This window comes from Ferrimicrobium sp. (genome assembly GCF_027319265.1).
Classification (GTDB): domain Bacteria; phylum Actinomycetota; class Acidimicrobiia; order Acidimicrobiales; family Acidimicrobiaceae; genus Ferrimicrobium.
Genome location: NZ_DAHVNP010000067.1, coordinates 1 through 17,058, shown reverse-complemented (window position 1 = coordinate 17,058; position 17,058 = coordinate 1). Strand labels below are relative to the sequence as shown.

At 57.6% G+C, this 17,058-nt stretch carries 17 protein-coding genes and 1 tRNA gene; 15 read left to right on the top strand and 3 right to left on the bottom strand.

Annotated features, from left to right (window positions below; all coding sequences use genetic code 11):
• Window positions 1–56: 56 nt before the first annotated feature.
• The 3 genes from M7439_RS09870 to M7439_RS09860 all read left to right on the top strand — a co-directional run bounded on the left by M7439_RS09870 (window position 57) and on the right by M7439_RS09860 (window position 4,208).
• Entirely contained in the window at window positions 57–1,847 is a 1,791-nt protein-coding gene (locus M7439_RS09870) for a glycoside hydrolase family 15 protein (protein WP_298347327.1), read from the top strand.
• 126 nt (window positions 1,848–1,973) lie between these two features.
• A complete protein-coding gene (gene zwf / locus M7439_RS09865) occupies window positions 1,974–3,341 on the top strand; it encodes a glucose-6-phosphate dehydrogenase (RefSeq protein WP_298347326.1) in 1,368 nt (455 codons plus the stop codon).
• On the top strand, window positions 3,342–4,208 hold the full coding sequence (locus M7439_RS09860) for an ROK family protein (protein WP_298347325.1): 867 nt from the start codon (window positions 3,342–3,344) through the stop codon (window positions 4,206–4,208).
• A 332-nt stretch (window positions 4,209–4,540) separates the two neighbouring features.
• On the opposite strand, the gene M7439_RS09855 is transcribed toward M7439_RS09860, so the two are convergent.
• Window positions 4,541–5,539, bottom strand: coding sequence for a DUF4921 family protein (locus M7439_RS09855; RefSeq protein ID WP_298347324.1), 999 nt, complete (start codon window positions 5,537–5,539; stop codon window positions 4,541–4,543).
• Between the two features lie 319 nt (window positions 5,540–5,858).
• Between M7439_RS09855 and kynU the strand changes: the two genes are divergently transcribed.
• From kynU to M7439_RS09840, 3 genes are read left to right on the top strand one after another with little or no spacing between them, the layout of a single operon-like run.
• Window positions 5,859–7,076 (top strand): kynureninase, encoded by a 1,218-nt coding sequence (kynU, locus tag M7439_RS09850; protein WP_298347323.1) that lies wholly within the window; start codon window positions 5,859–5,861, stop codon window positions 7,074–7,076.
• Window positions 7,077–7,132: 56 nt separating this feature from the next.
• Window positions 7,133–8,263: a cysteine desulfurase family protein gene (locus tag M7439_RS09845; protein ID WP_298347322.1), complete on the top strand. Its 1,131-nt coding sequence runs from the start codon at window positions 7,133–7,135 to the stop codon at window positions 8,261–8,263.
• A 19-nt stretch (window positions 8,264–8,282) separates the two neighbouring features.
• Window positions 8,283–8,765, top strand: a complete 483-nt coding sequence (locus tag M7439_RS09840) for a hypothetical protein (protein ID WP_298347321.1) — start codon at window positions 8,283–8,285, stop codon at window positions 8,763–8,765.
• 587 nt (window positions 8,766–9,352) lie between these two features.
• Here the strand turns inward: M7439_RS09840 and M7439_RS13100 are convergent.
• Window positions 9,353–9,436, bottom strand: coding sequence for a 50S ribosomal protein bL37 (locus M7439_RS13100; RefSeq protein ID WP_371524890.1), 84 nt, complete (start codon window positions 9,434–9,436; stop codon window positions 9,353–9,355).
• Window positions 9,437–9,516: 80 nt separating this feature from the next.
• Between M7439_RS13100 and ychF the strand changes: the two genes are divergently transcribed.
• From ychF to M7439_RS09800, 8 genes are all read left to right on the top strand, one after another.
• Complete coding sequence (ychF, locus tag M7439_RS09835; protein WP_298347320.1) at window positions 9,517–10,593, top strand: redox-regulated ATPase YchF; 1,077 nt, start codon at window positions 9,517–9,519, stop codon at window positions 10,591–10,593.
• Between the two features lie 5 nt (window positions 10,594–10,598).
• Entirely contained in the window at window positions 10,599–10,916 is a 318-nt protein-coding gene (locus M7439_RS09830; RefSeq protein ID WP_298347319.1) for a hypothetical protein, read from the top strand.
• The gene (rsmI, locus tag M7439_RS09825) at window positions 10,913–11,752 is read left to right on the top strand and encodes a 16S rRNA (cytidine(1402)-2'-O)-methyltransferase (RefSeq protein WP_298347318.1); all 840 of its coding nucleotides are present in this window, start codon (window positions 10,913–10,915) and stop codon (window positions 11,750–11,752) included. Before M7439_RS09830 ends, rsmI begins: the two co-directional genes overlap by 4 nt.
• A gap of 39 nt (window positions 11,753–11,791) precedes the next feature.
• The gene (gene metG, locus M7439_RS09820; RefSeq protein WP_298347317.1) at window positions 11,792–13,291 is read left to right on the top strand and encodes a methionine--tRNA ligase; all 1,500 of its coding nucleotides are present in this window, start codon (window positions 11,792–11,794) and stop codon (window positions 13,289–13,291) included.
• Window positions 13,291–14,079, top strand: a complete 789-nt coding sequence (locus M7439_RS09815; protein ID WP_298347316.1) for a TatD family hydrolase — start codon at window positions 13,291–13,293, stop codon at window positions 14,077–14,079. Before metG ends, M7439_RS09815 begins: the two co-directional genes overlap by 1 nt.
• Window positions 14,080–14,227: 148 nt before the next feature.
• On the top strand, window positions 14,228–14,836 hold the full coding sequence (locus tag M7439_RS09810; protein ID WP_298347315.1) for a septal ring lytic transglycosylase RlpA family protein: 609 nt from the start codon (window positions 14,228–14,230) through the stop codon (window positions 14,834–14,836).
• Window positions 14,837–15,694, top strand: coding sequence for a 16S rRNA (adenine(1518)-N(6)/adenine(1519)-N(6))-dimethyltransferase RsmA (gene rsmA / locus M7439_RS09805; protein WP_308464480.1), 858 nt, complete (start codon window positions 14,837–14,839; stop codon window positions 15,692–15,694).
• Window positions 15,681–16,508 carry a 4-(cytidine 5'-diphospho)-2-C-methyl-D-erythritol kinase gene (locus tag M7439_RS09800; RefSeq protein WP_298347314.1) on the top strand — a complete coding sequence of 276 codons (828 nt, stop codon included), beginning with the start codon at window positions 15,681–15,683 and terminating at the stop codon, window positions 16,506–16,508. The genes rsmA and M7439_RS09800 overlap by 14 nt, the downstream gene beginning before the upstream one ends.
• Window positions 16,509–16,550: 42 nt before the next feature.
• Here the strand turns inward: M7439_RS09800 and M7439_RS09795 are convergent, their stop codons facing one another.
• Complete coding sequence (locus tag M7439_RS09795) at window positions 16,551–16,649, bottom strand: 30S ribosomal protein bS22 (RefSeq protein WP_081901091.1); 99 nt, start codon at window positions 16,647–16,649, stop codon at window positions 16,551–16,553.
• A 96-nt stretch (window positions 16,650–16,745) separates the two neighbouring features.
• Here M7439_RS09795 and M7439_RS09790 point away from each other — a divergent pair.
• A tRNA-Gln gene (locus M7439_RS09790) sits at window positions 16,746–16,821 on the top strand.
• Window positions 16,822–17,058 lie beyond the last annotated feature (237 nt).

Sequence of the window (17,058 nt, the reverse complement as noted above, 5' to 3'; positions counted from 1 at the left end):
CGCCTGTAAGTTTACGCCGCGATTGTGCGGCGACCGGTTCCTAAAGGACGTGGTGGATGTCGCTCGGATTGGAACAGTGTGGGTTAATTGGGGATCTTCACACCGGGGCGGTCGTCTCGAATGAGGGGGCGGTGGAGTGGCTTTGCGTGCCCCGCTTTGACTCTGATGCATGCTTTGCGCGCCTGCTTGGCGATGACGGTAACGGCTTTTTTCAGATAGCGCCGGATACGCCAACATTTCGTTCGGAACAGGTGTATGAGAAGGGCACCCTTGTTCTTTCCACCACGTTTTCCACCCAGACGGGTTCGGTTCGGCTCCTCGACTTCATGCCGATTCGTGAGGAACATGCACGGATTGTGCGCATCGTCCAGGGTCTGGACGGCTACGTCGACATGAAGGCCACTCTCTCGTTGCGCTTTGACTATGGGGTTGCGATTCCATGGGTTCGCCATATCGAGCGGGGCCTGTCGTTCGTTCTCGGTCCCAACGCCGTGCTGTTGGAGTCAGGCGTCGAACTCGAAGGTAAGGACATGATGTCGGTCGGTCAATTCCGCGTGCGTGAAGGCGAGGAGATGGATTTTGTCCTCGTCTTTTACGGGTCAACCGAGAAGATTCCCAGGCAGGTTCGTCCACGCGAGGAGTTGACGCGAACCCGCGCGTTTTGGCGAGGTTGGATCGCGGAGGCGAAGGAGGATTATGGTCATTACGACGCCGCCGTTCGTCGTTCGATGATCACCCTCAAAGCGCTCACCTATGCTCCTACTGGTGGGATGGTTGCGGCGTTGACGACGGCACTGCCCGAACAAATCGGAGGTAGTCGCAACTGGGACTATCGATACTGTTGGTTGCGGGATGCCACCTTTGCGCTCTACGGCTTCCTACAACGCGGACATCCAGTCGAGGCACGTGCCTGGCGCTCCTGGCTCTTACGGGCGATCGCGGGTAGCGCCGACCAGCTCCAGATCATGTACGGCGTCGCTGGGGAACGAAGAATCCCAGAACTTGAGCTCGATTGGCTAAAGGGCTACCGTGATTCTCGTCCGGTACGTATCGGTAACGCGGCATCGGGGCAGTTCCAGCTCGACGTCTATGGAGAGGTCGCCGATGTGCTCTATCAGATGTTGAACCACGGCATCAAGCCTGATGAGAACGCGTGGGAGATCCAACGGTACTTGACCGACCACGTGGTCTCGGTTTGGGAACAGCCCGATGATGGCATCTGGGAGATTCGTGGCGACCGACAACACTTCACCTACTCGAAGATCATGGCGTGGGTAGCGATCGACCGGGGCATCCGAACCCTCGATCTACTCGGCTACGATGGCCCCCGCACGCTCTGGGATCGGGAGCGAACCCGCCTAGCAGAGCGGATCCTCAGCGAGGGCTACAGCGAGAAGCTTGGCTCCTTCGTGCAGGCGTTCGGCTCTGAACGGCTTGACGCCTCGGTGTTGCTTGCGCCGATCATGGGGTTCATCGATGCGAAGGACCCGCGCATGGTCTCGACGGTCGATCGGATTCAAAAAGATCTCTCCGCTGATGGTTTTATCCTCCGGTACCAACCCGATGCTGGTGTCGATGGGATCGATGAGCCAGAGGGAGTCTTCTTGCCCTGCTCGTTCTGGTTGGTGGAGAATCTTGCCATGCAAGGTAAGGTGGATGAGGCCGAGGAGATGTTGGAGAAGCTGATCGGTGTCGCGAATCCGCTCGGGATCTACTCCGAGGAGTACGATCCGACCCAACGGCAGATGTTGGGCAACTTCGCCCAGGCCTTTACCCATGTAGGTCTGGTCAATGCGGTTCAGCGTGTAGTGCACGCGCGACAACATGCTCACGAGCTCAAGCCATAACCGATGGCTTGGTCTGGCTTTACGCCTCAGCGTGTTCGTTTGGCGGCTGCCAGGCTGGCGGGACGTTGAGGCGTATTGCGTCATGATGGGCAACGACAGTCGACGGTGATTGAGAGAGGAAATGCGATGAGGAAAATACCATTTGTCCTGTTCGGAGCGACTGGCGACTTAGCAAAAAAGATGCTATTGCCGGCCCTTATGACGGTCTTTCGTGATCACCAAGGTTATCGCCTCCAGGTAGTCGGTGTAGCCGATACCGAGCATAGTGTCGAGAGTTTCCGCGAGTATGTCGCGGCCCTCCTGATCGACTCGGGCCACTTCGACAAGGCCCAGATCGAGGAGTTTGTTGCTGACGTGGTCTATGTCCGGGGTGACTACGGCGCGGAGGATCTCTACGAGGAGTTAGCAACGGTGATCGAGTCGGATGCGGAGCCGATCTTCTACCTTGCGATACCTCCGCGTTTCTTTGAGGTCGTGGTCGATCGTCTTGAGGCAGCCGGATTTGCCGAGACAGGACGGGTGATGGTCGAGAAGCCCTTTGGTCGAGACCTCGCAGATGCTCGCCAGCTCTCGAGCGTCCTGACGAAGGCATTTAGTGAGACTCAGATCTATCGGATTGATCATTTTCTCGGCAAAGAGGCTGTCCAGAACCTGCTGGTATTTCGGTTCGCCAACTCCATTCTTGAACCGCTGTGGAATCGCAACTATGTCTCGAGGATCGAACTCAACATGCTTGAGGACTTCGGGGTTGAGGGTCGGGGGGCGTTTTATGATAGCGTTGGCGTCCTGCGAGACGTGGTGCAAAACCACCTCCTCCAACTCCTCTGCCTGCTGTTAATGGAGCCCCCGCTGTCGATGAGTTCTGATGCGGTTGCCTCGGAGCGGGTCAAGGTACTCTCCTCAATGGAGCCCTTCTCCTTGGCTGAGTCGGTGCTCGGGCAGTATCGCGGTTACATGAACGAGCCAGGCGTGACTCCTGGCTCCTCGACTCCTACCTTCGTAGCCGTTCGTGTCCGTTTGAACTCGTGGCGGTGGGCAGGCGTGCCAGTGTTTATCCGGGCTGGGAAGGCGGTCGACGAGACCAAGACGAATGCGATCATCGAGTTTCGGTCGCCGCCGACACTGATCTTTGACTCAAATGACACCCACCATCAGCCGGAACCGAATCGTTTGATCTTCGAATTTAAGCCCCAGGATCTAATCGATCTGCGGATGCAGGCCAAGGTGCCCGGTCCTAATCTTCGCTCCGCTCCGGTCTCCTTGGAGGTGGGTCGTGCTAGCGGTCAGGTGAAGGGAGAAGAGCCCTACGCGCAGCTGATCGACGATGTGACCCGCAACGATCAGTCGCGATTTGCATCGGAAGAGTCGGTTGAGGCGGCGTGGCGGGTAGTATCACCACTACTTGATCAGCCAGCTTCTCTCCTCTACGGCGCAGGCACCGGTGGCCCAAGGGAGGCAGACGGTCTAGTCAGCGAGTTTGGAGGTTGGTGTTAAATGGGCGAGGTCTTAGCGGTTGATCTAGGCGGAACGAATTTCCGGATGGCGCGTGTCTCGAGCGATGGCGACATCGTCAAACGTGCGGTATTGAGCACCAAAGAGGCGACCTCTGTAGGTGAGGGACTTGGACAGCTCGTATCTCTCGTTGAGGGCGAAGAGGTTTCGACCCTCGTCTTTGGCGCACCAGGTGTGGTCGACTACTCCAAGGGCCACGTTGTCTACGCGCCGAATCTTGATCAGGAGTTTCTTAGCGAGCTGAGCGTCTCGGCGTTAGAGAAGGTGCTGAACAAGAAGGTTATCCTCGTCAACGATGCAGACATGGCGGCACTCGGAGAGTCAGAGCTTGGTGCTGGCAAGGGTGGGTCGACCGTTGTCTTTTTGACCTGTTCCACCGGGGTCGGCGCAGGAGTTGTGCATGCCGGACGCCTCCTACGGGGACATTTCTCGACAATGGAGGCCGGTCACACCCGTCTTGGACTTGAGGCGATGGATGAGGCTGAGGCACTCGCCTCGGGCACTGCACTAGCGCGGATGGCAAAAGAGGCTGGTCTGGTAGTCGATAATCCTGGATTGGTGAAGTCAGCCGCAGCAAACGCCGGGATGGAGCGCGAGGTGCTGAGCAGGGTGACTGAGGCGCTTGGTATCCTCCTCTCGAACCTTGCCTGGTTGTTAGCGCCGGACAAGATCGTCGTTGGTGGGGGACTTGGCCTCTCGGATCCATTTGTTCTTGAGCTCACCCAGCAGGTTTTTGACCGGAGTGTTCCTAAGTATCTGACGGGTCTGCGGCTGAGTCCTGCCGAGCTTGGTGATGACGCGGGTTTGCGAGGAGCGGCCTTCGTCGAGAGTGCACTCGCTACGACATAGCGGTCTCGGGCGAGATCGCTGGGGACTTGGCTGTTCGATGCGTCCTCGCGGATTGGCCATTTCGTCGTGGCCGCTGGTGTTGGTGGGCCATGACCACGCACCTACCACCCCGAAGAAAGCCCAGTCGTTGGCCGACTGCGTGATTTGTTGCCGGTCAGGTTCGGACGTAATAGCTTGCGAGGGCGATCGGTACGGTTCGTAGGAAGGACGCAAGGTCGTTCTCTCAAGCGCAATTGCCCGATCGTGGCACTACCCGCTTGCCGCAGTGGGAATACAGAGTGTACGCCCGGTCATGGAGAAACCGACGGGCGAGTGGCGGTGTCGAAACCGCACTACCCAACGGCGAGGTGACGCGGTCCGTCCGTTAGGACTTCGATGGCGAGCTCCGGCGAGACGATGTTGATCGGCACTCCGGTACCCATCTCAAAGCCAGCAAGCGTAGAAAGCTTCGGATAGACATGGGCGTGCCAATGGAAGTTGCCAAAAGCACGATAGGGGGAGGAGTGAAAAACCAGATTGTAGGCGACGGGTCCAACTTTCTCGCGGATCGTCGCCAGCGAAGCGGTGATTGCTTCTCCGACGCCAAAGAGGGCGTCTGGACCCGCTAGGTGCAGGTAGGGGCCGTGCTCTCTTGGGATGATCAGGAGCTCGAAAGGGATCGACGACCAGTACGGTGCGATGACGGCGAGATGGTCATTAGCGAAGAGAATCCGTGAGTCGATGGACTCCTCAAGCGCAACGGTCGTACAGAGGAGACAACCGCCAACAAATCGGGTAAACCCCGCCTGTTCATCCGCGAGTTCTCGGGGAACAAAAGACATGCCGAGGAGCTGTGCGTGGGGATGCGCCATGGATGCACCAGCATCACGTCCTTGATTGACGATGGCCTGTGAGTAGCGAATCGCTTTGGAGTGCGCGTGCGCCTCCGTTCGATCCCGGATGGCTGACATCACGACACGTGACTGTTCTTGATCGAAGTCACTCCACTTTGCATCGTGATTTGGCGATAGAATCAGTACTTCGTGTATCCCGGCGGCCGGGGCTTGGGTGAAGACGGGTCCGTGACTGACACTGACCATCGGGGCATCCCCTTGAAAGGCTGGGTAGAGATTTGGAACCACCCTGACCTGCCAGGAACCCGTTGGTCCATAGGTCTCGAGTGCCGGAGGCGTGGCCTCTTCATTCCCCGGACAGAACGGACAGGGGCGGGTCTGATCCTCTGGTGATACCTCCGAAGAGAGGGAGATTGCGGCTGGTCGGTATCGTCGCCCCTCGGCGACGACTACCCATCGACCGGTGAGGGGATCGAGTCTCAACTGATGTGCATCCACAGGCGCTCCTTTATCCACTCAAGCTAGCAGCTCGTGACCCTAGTTTCGTGAATTGTTGTGCTAGGTATAACCGAGAGTTCACCGAGATGTTCCGTTTCGGTCTGCTACACGAGCGGGGAAGCTGCGATGCCGTTGGCAGCAACGCGCGCGGTGCATAGGACCGAGAAGGCAGGTGTCGATCATGGTGGTGTCAATCGCCCGAGCGGAAGCGTTGTCGTGTCGAGTAGGTGCGTGTTGCGAGAGGCAGGGAGCGATTCGAGCGAGGTGGGGAGCGGGCTGCTGTCTCGCTAGGGTAACCCTAGGAAGAGAGGGGTGGCTTATGGTGGCGGAGGTAAGGCAGAGAATCGATCAGCTCGACCAGTCAGATGAGCTTGGAGAGTTTCGGGGTCGATTCGTCTCCGACGCGTCTGGTATCAATTATCTTGACGGGAACTCGCTTGGTCGTCTGAGCCACGATGCCCGCGCCGCCATCCTTGCTGCCATCGATGACGAGTGGGGCGAAGAGTTGATTCGGGGTTGGGAGCACTGGACGGAACTCAGCTCCCAGCTGGGTGACGTGTTGGGCTCAGAGCTGCTCGGTGCCGCACCCGGGCAAGTCGTCGTCTCTGATTCGACCTCGGTGAACCTATATAAGACGATTCTCGCAGCCCTCTCGCTCGTTCCAAATCGTCGCGCGCTTCTGGTCGATGCCAATGATTTCCCTACGGATCGTTATATCCTTGAGGGGATCGCCGCAGCCCATGGCCTAGAACTTCGCCTGATGGCCACCGCGATGAATGATCCGATCTCAGTCGACGATTTTGCACCCTATCTCGATGATGACGTGGCGCTTGTCGTTGTGTCGCAGGTCAACTACCGTTCTGGTGCACTGAACGATCTTGCTCGCATCGCCTATACGGTCCACAGCGTTGGAGGCATGTTGGTCGCCGATCTTTCCCATTCGGTCGGTGCGATACCGATTGCCTTGGACGATGGCGATGTCGATTTCGCGGTTGGCTGTACTTATAAGTATCTCAACGGGGGGCCAGGCTCGCCAGCCTTTCTCTATGCGCGAGCGCGTCTCCAGAGTGAGCTCACGCAACCCATCTGGGGGTGGTTCTCTGCGGCCGATCAGTTCCAGATGGGGCCACGATACGAACCTGCCCCTGGCATAGCACGCTTTCTGGTCGGCACACCCCCGGTACTGCAGCTCCAAGCGCTCAAGGGTGCGCTCGGCGTGGTCTGTGATGCGGGCATCGAACGACTTCGGAGTAAGTCGATCGCTCAAACGCAGCTGGCCCTTGAGCTCTTCGATGCCTATCTGGCGCCAGAAGGCTTCAGACTCGCATCACCGCGCGAGGTCGCACAACGGGGCGGACATCTCACCTTCGAGCATCCCGATGCTCTTGCCTTCTCGCACTCCCTCTTTGTCGATCATCGAGTGTTGGTGGACTACCGCGTCCCCGAGCGTATCCGGTTTGCCCCGTCTCCGCTCTATACCAGTTTTGCACAGGTCTACGAAGGCGTGATGGCGCTGCGCGAGGTTGCGACTCGATGAGGAGGGGCTGAGGTTGCAGCGCAACGGTGCTGGTTGGATCCGTAGACTCAGGAGACGTGGAAGTCTATCTCGATCATGCGGCGACCTCCCCGATGTCAAAGGAAGTCGTAGCGACGTACGTCGACGCGGTACGTGCGACTCTTGGGAATCCAGCCTCCGGGCACGCTGCTGGAGCTGCCGCGAAGCATCAGCTTGAACTCTCCCGCACGCGAGCCGCTCACGCTTTTGGCGTGGCGGCTGATGAAGTTCTCTTCACCTCCGGTGCGACAGAATCGATGAATTGGGCAGTCCGTGTAGCTGCCGAGCGACCTGGCATGATCTTTGCCACACCGATAGAACATAGCTGCGCGATGGAACCACTGAAACGCTTGGGTGATCGGGTCGTTTGGCTCCCGATGACTCCATCAGGAATCGTCGATCTGGTACCGGCTATGGAGGCTTTGAAGGCCTCGCCAAAGACCATTAACGCCCTAATCATCATGGGAGCGAATAACGAGACAGGGGTCATTCAGCCAGTTCGTGCGTTGAGCTCGCTGGTGAAGCGGCTCAATCCTTCTGCGTTCGTGGCCTCCGACCTTGTCGCGCTTGCACCTTGGGGTGGGATCGCAGAGACGATGGAGTGGGTTGATTTTGGCGTTTTGAGCCCACATAAAGTAGGCGGTCCAGTTGGAGTGGGGGTGGTGCTTCGACGACGTGGGGTTGAGATCACACCGCTCTTGGTTGGGGGCCCCCAGGAGTATGACCTGCGCGCTGGAACGGTGTCGGTCCCACTTGCAGCGGCAGGCGTTCATGCGTTGCTCACGGCCGAGAGGGAGAGCGAGCAGCATCGACAGGTCTGTCGATCTCTGCAGGAGCGGCTGGAACGGGGATTGGTCGCTCTCGATCAACGAATTATCATCGTAGGCTCCGAGGAGTCCCGGGTGGGAATGACCAGTGCAGTCTTTCGTGGCCTACGCGCAGAGGACATTCTCTTTCTCCTGGACGAGCGTGGCGTCTATGCCTCCGCAGGAGCGGCGTGTGCTTCCGGAGCGATGCAGCCATCGCATGTGTTGCGCGCCCTTGGTTACGCTCGTGAAGAGGCGTTGAGCCAAGTGCGCTTCTCCTACGCGGCATCGCTCGACGCCGCCGATATCGACTATGCACTCGATGCAGTCACTGAAGTGACAGGGAAGCTATGGCGAAGGTGAAGTATTCAAGGGTGTTCTGGTGCATCTAGCGATTAACAACCCGTTCTATGTTGTGCTCCTCATCTTTCACGTTGGAATAGGACTGATCGGTTTTGGCTCCAACGCAATGGCGGGATGGACTGCCCGTGACGCCGCGCACTTGGGACCGAGCGAGTCGGTACGGCGGTTTTTTGATGGCAGGATATCGCTGGCGCAATGGTGTGTCATCCTTGTGCCAGTCTTTGGGATTAGCCTGCTGGTGCTCCGCGATGCCGCAGACATCAGCCAGATTTGGTTCTTGGCAGCAGTCACGATCTGGGTGATCACCCTTGGTCTCTTGACCGCGCGCGGCTGGCCGGCGCAGCGTACGTTGGGTGCGCTCTTGGCATCGGTACCGGAGGTAGGTGCTGTAGCAGGTAGCGACGCTGAGATCCACTCGCAAGGCCTCATCGTCCTGCGGACCCAACAGGTTGTAGTGGTACTGTATCTCGTCGCCTTTTACCTGATGCTCTTTAAGCCCTGAGTCCCTATCGTTACTGCGTGCCTACGGCCCCTTCGTCACCTCGATCCAATCAAGTGTCGAATAGGTAGAAGAGTAAACGCCAACAACCCCGGCCGGTCGAGACGATCCCTTCAGCACGTTTCACATGGTTAATGAGAGGACCGGATCGTGGACGCTTGTGTTGGTCATGGTCGATGCGACCCCGAAGTTCCACGCCGTCGGAGAGGAACCATTCTGTCGGGGGAGGTGCCTTTCTGTCAAGACTGGCGGCCCGTTCCGGCTATCGCATTCGTCCTGCGGGTGAGTGTGTTTGATGGGTGAACTCAGCTGTGAGTCGGTCGTGGTCCTTGATACGCCCACGCTCCTTCGACCTAGCCGACCTGCTTTGGGCAGCGAGAGAACCGATTTGGTGTCGACTTTGGGACAGCCCAACCGAGCGAGGCTCGCCCCGTCTCTCATTGCCTGACCTGCCCAAATTCCCCTGCCTTTGGCAGGATGCAACTGTCTCTGCGACGGTTTCAACTCATCGTGCAGGCCAGCAAGATTCTCCGGTCATCCCAGAGTGATGCGATCGACCCGTGAACAGCGTCGCGATCTCGAGGACGCTACTAGCCTCGACCGCAGTTCGGCTTCTTCCCATGGTTCGCCTTCTTCTTGGCCCGCAGTTTTCTCTTGACTGTTCTCTTTGACATAGGTGAGACAGGCTAGTCGGCCACAGGGGCTAGTCTCGCCACCCTTCGGAGAAGTGGTATTGAGCGGTAGGCTTTGGAGTATGGAACGTCTCGGCCTGGTTGGCCTCGCAAACGCTGGCAAATCGACCCTCTATAACGCGCTCACGGGGTCGGAGACCTTGGTGGCGCCTCATCCCTTCTCGACTACGGAGAGCGTGGTGGGAGAGGCGGTTGTACCTGATGAACGTCTGCACAAGCTCGCAGTGTTGCATGAGTCCAAGAAACTCGTCTATGCCCATATCCAGGTTGCCGACATCGCGGGACTTGTTTCAGGGAGTTCCACCGGTGCGGGATTAGGCAATCGCTTTCTTGGCCAGATTCGTGAAGTCGACGGCATTGTCTATGTCCTACGGGCTTTTGAAGATGATCAGATACCAGGGGAGAGTGACCCGCTGTCGAGTCTCGAGACGCTGGAGTTGGAGTTGACGCTCGCCGATCTCGGGAGCATTGAGGGCACCCTCGATCGAAGAAAGCGTGCCGCGCGAGCTGATAAGTCCCTTGGTGGAGAGATCGAAGCCCTGGAGGTCGCCCGTGCTGCACTGGAGGAGGGGACACCTATTTACCGGGCTGGCTTGAGTAGTGAGGTGCTCGCCATCTTGCACAACTCCTTTCTCCTGACCAACAAGCGAGTCTTGGCGGTCATCAACACCGACGAGGAGACTCCGCAAGGTGATCCAGAGCTTGAAGCAAAGGTGGCGGCGCAACTCGGCGGTGATCCGGTGGTGCTGTCAGCAAGTCTCAAACTCGAATCCGAACTGGTTCGTCTCAGCCAGGAGGAGCGAGAGGAGATGTTAGAGGCACTTGGTATCGAGCGCCCGGCGCTTGATCGTATCGCCGAGGCTGCCTATCGCGCCCTCGATCGGCGTACGTTCTTCACCACCGGCGATAAGGAGTCCCACGCCTGGACCTTCCGTGCGGGTTCCAACGCGGTGGCGTGTGCTGGGGTGATTCATTCTGACCTCGCCCGCGGATTTATCCGCGCCGAGGTTATCTTCTGGGAGGATCTCCTGGCGATTGGATCGTGGTCGAAGGCAAAGGCGGCGGGCAAGCTGAGATTGGAGGGCAAGGACTATCTTGTCGCCGATGGTGATGTCCTCGAGATTCGTTTTAACGTGTAGTGACCATGGCGTGGTTACTTGATTCGCGTGGTCAGGTTCTCGCCTCGCTCATGTTGGCACGATCGATGAGCTGGTCAATGCGCGCAGCAATTGACATGGCCATTGATCTCGGTGCAGGCGTTGTGCTGTGGCCAGGAGTCGGGAGGGCAACCAATGGAGTAGCACTCTTCCTCGATAAGGAATTAGTTGTTCGTCGTGTGCGTGAACTACGTGCCCTACGCCCCTGGTTAATGGTTTCATCCCTTAGGGTTATCGTGTTGCCTCGGCATGTAGTGGCGGTTGCGACGCCAGGAATCGGGGATCGGCTGATGATCAAGTCATGAGCGGCACGCTCTTTGTGGTCGGTACTCCGATCGGCAATCTGGGAGACTTTAGCCCGCGCGCTCGCGAGTGCTTGAGCACGGTCGATCTTGTGATAGCGGAGGACTCTCGCGTCCTTGGTCGACTCTGTCATCTGGTGGGGATCACCCCCCGCGAGGTCCGCAGCTATCAAGGTAGGCAGCACATCACTGAGGTGGAGTTTCTCGCCTCCCTGGAGACCGGTGATGTGGCACTCGTCTCGGATGCAGGCATGCCCGGTGTGTCGGATCCCGGAGCTGGGTTCGTGGAACTTGCCCTTCGTCATGGTGGGACGGTTCGCGTGATTCCAGGAGCGTCGGCACTCACCGCAGCATTGGCACTTTGGCCGAGGATGGCGAGCACCGCCTGCTTCTATGGGTTTCTCCCTCGTCGCGGGGTGGAACGGTCGCAGATGGTCGCGAACGTGATGAGGGCTCCCTCTGTCGGAGTCATCCTGGAATCGCCTCGACGGTTGCATGAGACTTGTGCCGAGCTTGCTGCGCACGATCCTTCTCGCCAGGTGCTGCTGCTTGGTGAGCTAACCAAACTGCACGAATCCATGCACTGGATGACCCTCTCCGAAGCGCTGGAGTGGCTCGCGGGTACGGAGCCCAAAGGGGAATGGGTGATTGTAGTCGAAGAGGCCCCAGCAGTGGCGCCATCCGAAGTCGAGGGTGATCGATTGCTGCACGCACTCGCCGCATCGACGCTGGGAACCAAGGAGGCGGCCGCAATCTATGCGCAGGTTCAAGCGGTGCCCAACCGGGATGCCTATCAACTGATGCTCTCGAGTCGATCCAATGGAACGCGGTCGAGTTAAACTAGCGTTCGACAGCAACGATGGATTGGAATTGCCAGAATGAGTCGCTTCTATATTACGACACCCATCTTCTATGTGAATGGTGATCCGCACCTGGGCACCGCCTATGCCGCGATCAATGCAGATGCCTTTGCTCGTTGGCATCGGTTGCTCGGGGACGAGGTCCTTTTCCTGACGGGAACCGATGAGCATGGGTTGAAGATTCAGCAGTCAGCCGAGGAGCACCAGATATCGCCGCAGGCCTGGGTCGACCAGACCGCTACCCGGTTCGTGGGTGCGTGGAAAGAGCTTGCGATCTCTTTCGATGATTTCATCCGGACAACACAGGATCGTCATCATCAGACCGTCAAGAAGTTCTTGACTGCTATCTACGAGAATGGTTTCATCGAGAAGGGTTACTACGTCGGTCTCTACTGTGTCGCCTGTGAGGCCTACTACGAGGAGAGCGAACTCCTTGACGGCAACCGGTGTCCCGTGCATGAGCGACCAGTCTCCGAGATGAGCGAGGAGAATTACTTCTTTAAACTCTCCGCATTTACCGATCGGCTGATTGAACTCTACGAATCAGGCAAGATTCAGGTGACGCCCGAATTTAGAGTCAATGAGGTTCTTGGTTTCCTCCGACAGGGGCTCAAAGATATCTCGATTACCCGGACCTCCATTACCTGGGGTGTGCAGGTTCCATGGGATGATCAGCACGTCTTCTACGTTTGGTACGATGCTCTGATTAACTATCTTACCGCCATTGGCTATGGGGAAGATGACACCCGGTTCGCAGACTGGTGGCCGGCAGTTCATCACCTGTTAGGTAAGGACATCATTCGTTTTCACGCTGTCTGGTGGCCAGCGATGTGTTTGGCGGCGGGCATCGATCCACCATCACAGCTGCTCGTGAGTGGATGGCTCTTGGTGGACGGCGCTAAAATGTCGAAGTCAAGCCACAATCAGATCGATCCACTGAGTGTCGTCCGGGAGTTATCCTCTGATGCACTTCGTTATTACTTACTTTCTGCTACTAGTTTCGGGTCGGATGGCGACGTCTCACTCGAGCGTTTGCGTGCGACCTATAACGCTGATCTTGCGAATGATCTTGGTAATCTTGTCTCAAGAACGGTCGCACTGATTGTGCAAAAATTGGGGGGCAGGACTCCACCTGTTCCGGCCTTAGATGAGAGAATTGAGCCGTTACAAGCGATGTGGTTGGAAGGAGTCGCTGCCTGGAATGAGTTCCGTCCAAATGCTGCCCTTGGCGCGGCCATGGAGATGGTGCGCTTTTCGAACTCGCTCCTTGAGCAATACGAGCCGTGGCGCCAGCCTGTGGATGACCCTGCAAGTGCATGGTGTCTCGGTGTGGTCAGGGAGGCGCTTCGACTCGCCACAGCACTTCTCATTCCTGCAGTCCCAGACGCGAGTGCGGGAGTGCTCGCGCGGTTGGGGTGGCATGAGCTAGGACCTCTCGAATGGGTCGCCGGTGGAGAGGTGTGCGAACTTGCGCGTGCTGAACCGTTGTTCCCGCGCTTGGTCAAGGGAGGGCGTTGATGTGGTTCGATTCGCATGCCCATCCGACGGCCCAGGGTTGGAGCGACGAACTCGATGCAATGAGAGAACAGGAAGTAGGTGGCTTCGTGGCGGTCGGCACCTCGGTCGAATCGTCCGCGGAGATGGTACGGCTCTCCCGCCAACTGCGCCAACAGTACCCCGAGTTGACCATCGGGGTTGCGGTGGGGATTCACCCACACGATGCGGACTCGGCGAGCAAGGAGAGCCTCGAGACCCTCGAAGGGATGATCAAGGAGAACCCCGAGATCGTCTGCGGGGTTGGCGAGTGTGGACTCGATCTGTTCTATGAGTACTCGAATCCAAAAGACCAGGAGGCGGCGTTCCGGGCCCAGATCGCGCTCGCAAAACGCTTTGATCGGACACTTGTCATTCACACCCGCGACGCCTGGGAGGATACGTTCCGGATCTTCGATGATGAGGGAGTTCCGGACCGTCTGATTATGCATTGCTTCGTAGGTGGCCCTCTTGAGGCGAGAAGATCGCTCGACTATGGTGCTTATCTGTCGTTCTCGGGGATTGCAACCTTCAAGAACGCCGAGGAGGTCCGTCAGGCCTTTTTGGTCGCTCCTTTGGAGCGGGTTTTGGTTGAGACTGATGCACCCTACTTGGCACCGGTACCCCTTCGGGGCCGGCCGAATCACATCGGCAACGTGGCGATCACCGGTTCGTTTCTTGCCGAACTTCGAGGCGTCGACCCCACGAAATTCGCGGGCCAGACGTGGCAGAATACCATAGAAGTGTTCCAATTACAGCATAAAAATCTATAAAATCGGCTGAGAAGTGACGGAGGAGTAACTTCATCAGGCTAGGTTGGCCAAGGCTCTTGAGCTACATGCAGATTCGCTTAGGCAAATCTGCCGTCCTATTGCCGAGTGGAAGGATTTCGCTCTGAGACTTCGCAGGAAGTTGGCTCGCATGAGTAGGGCAGTACCGATCAGTGTCGGTGTTGCTTCGCTTGTCGCGACCAGTTGGGCGGTTGTGATGCCGTTAGGGAGTTTTTCTCTGACGAGTGATCTCACCGCTGGGCGTCAGCTACCCACTGCTCACACTTCAGCGAGTGTTGGCAGCGGAGTGCTCCCAGTTTTGTATTCATCGACATCCAAGGTCACACTCTTGAATGAAAATGGCCTTGCGGTTATTGCCGGCTTGGGGTCAATCGCAGATGCTACTGCAGGAATGACGCAGCTGGCGGCACCTCCGCCTCCGCCTCCGGGACCATTACCGATTCCCTTGCCGGTTGTGACGTCACCTCCACCACCACCTCCTCCTCCTCCACCAGAGTACAGCCAGTCAGGTGTTGTCTCTTGGTACGGTTCACCTGCTGGGACCTGCGCGTCGCCTGGTTTGCCGTTTGGGACAGTCGTGACGGTGACCAATGCCAACACCGGTGCATCAACACAGTGCGTGGTCAACGATCGTGGCCCGTATGTCGGTGGTCGCATTCTTGACCTCTCTCCCGCCTCTTTTGCCAACATCGCACCTCTTGGCCAAGGGCTTACGGAGGCAGTGCTACACTGGCAATAGTTGACCACGGGTGTTTCGAAATCTGAACTGCATCGGCGGTTGTTCTCGCAAGGCTTTGAGCCGTCCCGTGCGTTGGGTCAGAACTTTCTCGTCGACGCAAACATCGCTCGGAAAATAGCGTATGAGGCCTCCATCGGGCAGAAGGCTCGGGCGATTGAGGTAGGTCCTGGTGCGGGATCGCTTACAGTTTTCCTTGCTGAGTATTTCGAGCAGGTGCTAGCGGTCGAGGCAGACCGTGCGCTCACGGCTGAATTGCAATCAACACTGATGGAGCGGGGAATCACGAACGTTGAAGTCGTCAACGACGATATCCTGGCTTTCGACTTTATTCATGCCGGGTTCGATCTTCTTCCTACTGTCGTCGTCGGTAATCTCCCTTATAATATCGCTTCCCAGATTATCCTTCGTGTTCTCGAACGCGCATGGTATGTTGAGTCGGTGATCGTAATGGTTCAAGCAGAGATGGCCGACCGGCTGCTGGCACCAGTCGGTAGCCGTAATTCCTCGGCATTTGGAGTTCATGTTGCACTCATGGCGAGTACGCGCCAAGTCCTCACCGTACCAGCTTCAGTCTTTGTGCCTCCGCCCAAGGTGGGTTCAAAGGTGATACGTCTCGATCGCGTGCGTGACCCTCTGTCCATAGTTGATCCACGGTTGTATGACACCATCGTTTGGGTTGTTCGGTTGACCTTTGGACACCGTCGTCAGATGTTACGGCGAGCACTGACTCCTGAGCAAGGTGCCATTGTTGGATCGCTAGGCATTGCGGTGACGCGTCGTCCCGAGTCCTTGCTCCTCGACGAGTGGATTGCTATTGGGCGAGCTCTAGAGGAGGCTGGCCTTGGTGCTCCAGCTTGAGGCACCTGCGAAGCTGACAATTCGCTTCAAAATTGTCTCCCGTCGGGCCGATGGATACCATGAAATTGAAGCCGATATGGTCTCGCTCTCTCTTGCCGACGTGCTCTCTATCCGCGCCACGCATGAACCAAGCGTCGTGACAATGGTCGCAGATCCTCTTTTGGGTGGAGCCAGCCGTTACCAGGTTGCTGTCGACAGCGCTAATTCAGTTATCAGAGCCCTTGATTTTCTGGGGATATCGGCTCATGTTGAGGTGAAAAAGCGAATCCCTCAGGGTGCAGGTTTGGGAGGCGGGTCAAGCGACGCAGCCGCCATATTGCGTCACTTTGGTTATCACGGGGACCTTGGTGAAGTCGCACGTCTCGGGGCCGATGTCCCGCCATCCTTGGTCGGTGGGCATGTCCGCGTCGGTGGGATTGGCGACCAAGTCGAAGCTCTTGGAGACATCGAACGGCACTACATCCTCTTTTTGCCTGAGTTCTCAATCTCGACGGTCGCCGTCTATCGGGCCTTTGATCGAATAGGTAGTGATGGAGGCGATAACGATCTCTTCTTGGCAGCCTGCGAGGTCGAACCGAGACTGCGCGCATTGAGTGAGGAGTTGCACGCAAGGTTCCTTCGTCCAGTGTTGCTCGCCGGATCAGGCTCCACTCTGTTCATCGAGGGGAGTTTTGCAGAGCTTGGCCTTGTGGCGGAGCGAGGCGGCTCCAATGCACATGCGGCGATGTTGCCGAGTGCTGTGGGAGAGGTGGTGGCTGTCGGCTGTCACGCAGAGCCACGTCTTCGCCGAGCTACAACGACGTCGAAAGAATAACCCCTCTGGCAACGCCAGAGGGGTTATTAAACCGTGAATCAGTTAACGACCAGCGCGTCGCTGCCAGCGCGTCTTCTTCAACATCTTCTTATGCTTCTTTTTGCGCATGCGCTTACGGCGCTTCTTAATCAATGATCCCATGAGTCAGAGATGCTAGTCGCTCTGGCGTAGCCCTCTGTCTCCTGCTGCGGATTGGTCGGCATCGATTCGAGCGTATGGTAGGGTATCAGGTTGCAGTGGCGGGTAGTTCAATCGGCAGAACGCCTGACTTTGGATCAGGAGGTTCCAGGTTCGAGCCCTGGCCCGCCAGCCAGGAACGCCCAGCTCAGAGGCAGTATTGCGTGGAGCACTATACGCTCTAAAAGTTGCGTGATACGGATGTGATACGGATAGGTATCCGTGGAGCGATTGCTTGCTGGTAGTGTGATCACATGCGCGGAAGTATCACTCCCCACAAGGGCCAACCGGATACCTGGCGATTGCAGGTTTACTTAGGTCAAGATCCCGCTACTGGCAGGGAGCGACGCAAGACTAAGGTCTTCCACGGGCC

Coding starts and splice junctions, on each gene's coding strand:
- M7439_RS09870 (WP_298347327.1), top strand. CDS start 57: ATGTCGCTCGGATTGGAACAGTGTGGGTTAATTGGGGATCTTCACACC.
- zwf (WP_298347326.1), top strand. CDS start 1,974: ATGAGGAAAATACCATTTGTCCTGTTCGGAGCGACTGGCGACTTAGCA.
- M7439_RS09860 (WP_298347325.1), top strand. CDS start 3,342: ATGGGCGAGGTCTTAGCGGTTGATCTAGGCGGAACGAATTTCCGGATG.
- kynU (WP_298347323.1), top strand. CDS start 5,859: ATGGTGGCGGAGGTAAGGCAGAGAATCGATCAGCTCGACCAGTCAGAT.
- M7439_RS13100 (WP_371524890.1), bottom strand. CDS start 9,436: ATGTCAAAGAGAACAGTCAAGAGAAAACTGCGGGCCAAGAAGAAGGCG.
- ychF (WP_298347320.1), top strand. CDS start 9,517: ATGGAACGTCTCGGCCTGGTTGGCCTCGCAAACGCTGGCAAATCGACC.
- M7439_RS09830 (WP_298347319.1), top strand. CDS start 10,599: ATGGCGTGGTTACTTGATTCGCGTGGTCAGGTTCTCGCCTCGCTCATG.
- rsmI (WP_298347318.1), top strand. CDS start 10,913: ATGAGCGGCACGCTCTTTGTGGTCGGTACTCCGATCGGCAATCTGGGA.
- metG (WP_298347317.1), top strand. CDS start 11,792: ATGAGTCGCTTCTATATTACGACACCCATCTTCTATGTGAATGGTGAT.
- M7439_RS09815 (WP_298347316.1), top strand. CDS start 13,291: ATGTGGTTCGATTCGCATGCCCATCCGACGGCCCAGGGTTGGAGCGAC.
- M7439_RS09810 (WP_298347315.1), top strand. CDS start 14,228: ATGAGTAGGGCAGTACCGATCAGTGTCGGTGTTGCTTCGCTTGTCGCG.
- M7439_RS09795 (WP_081901091.1), bottom strand. CDS start 16,649: ATGGGATCATTGATTAAGAAGCGCCGTAAGCGCATGCGCAAAAAGAAG.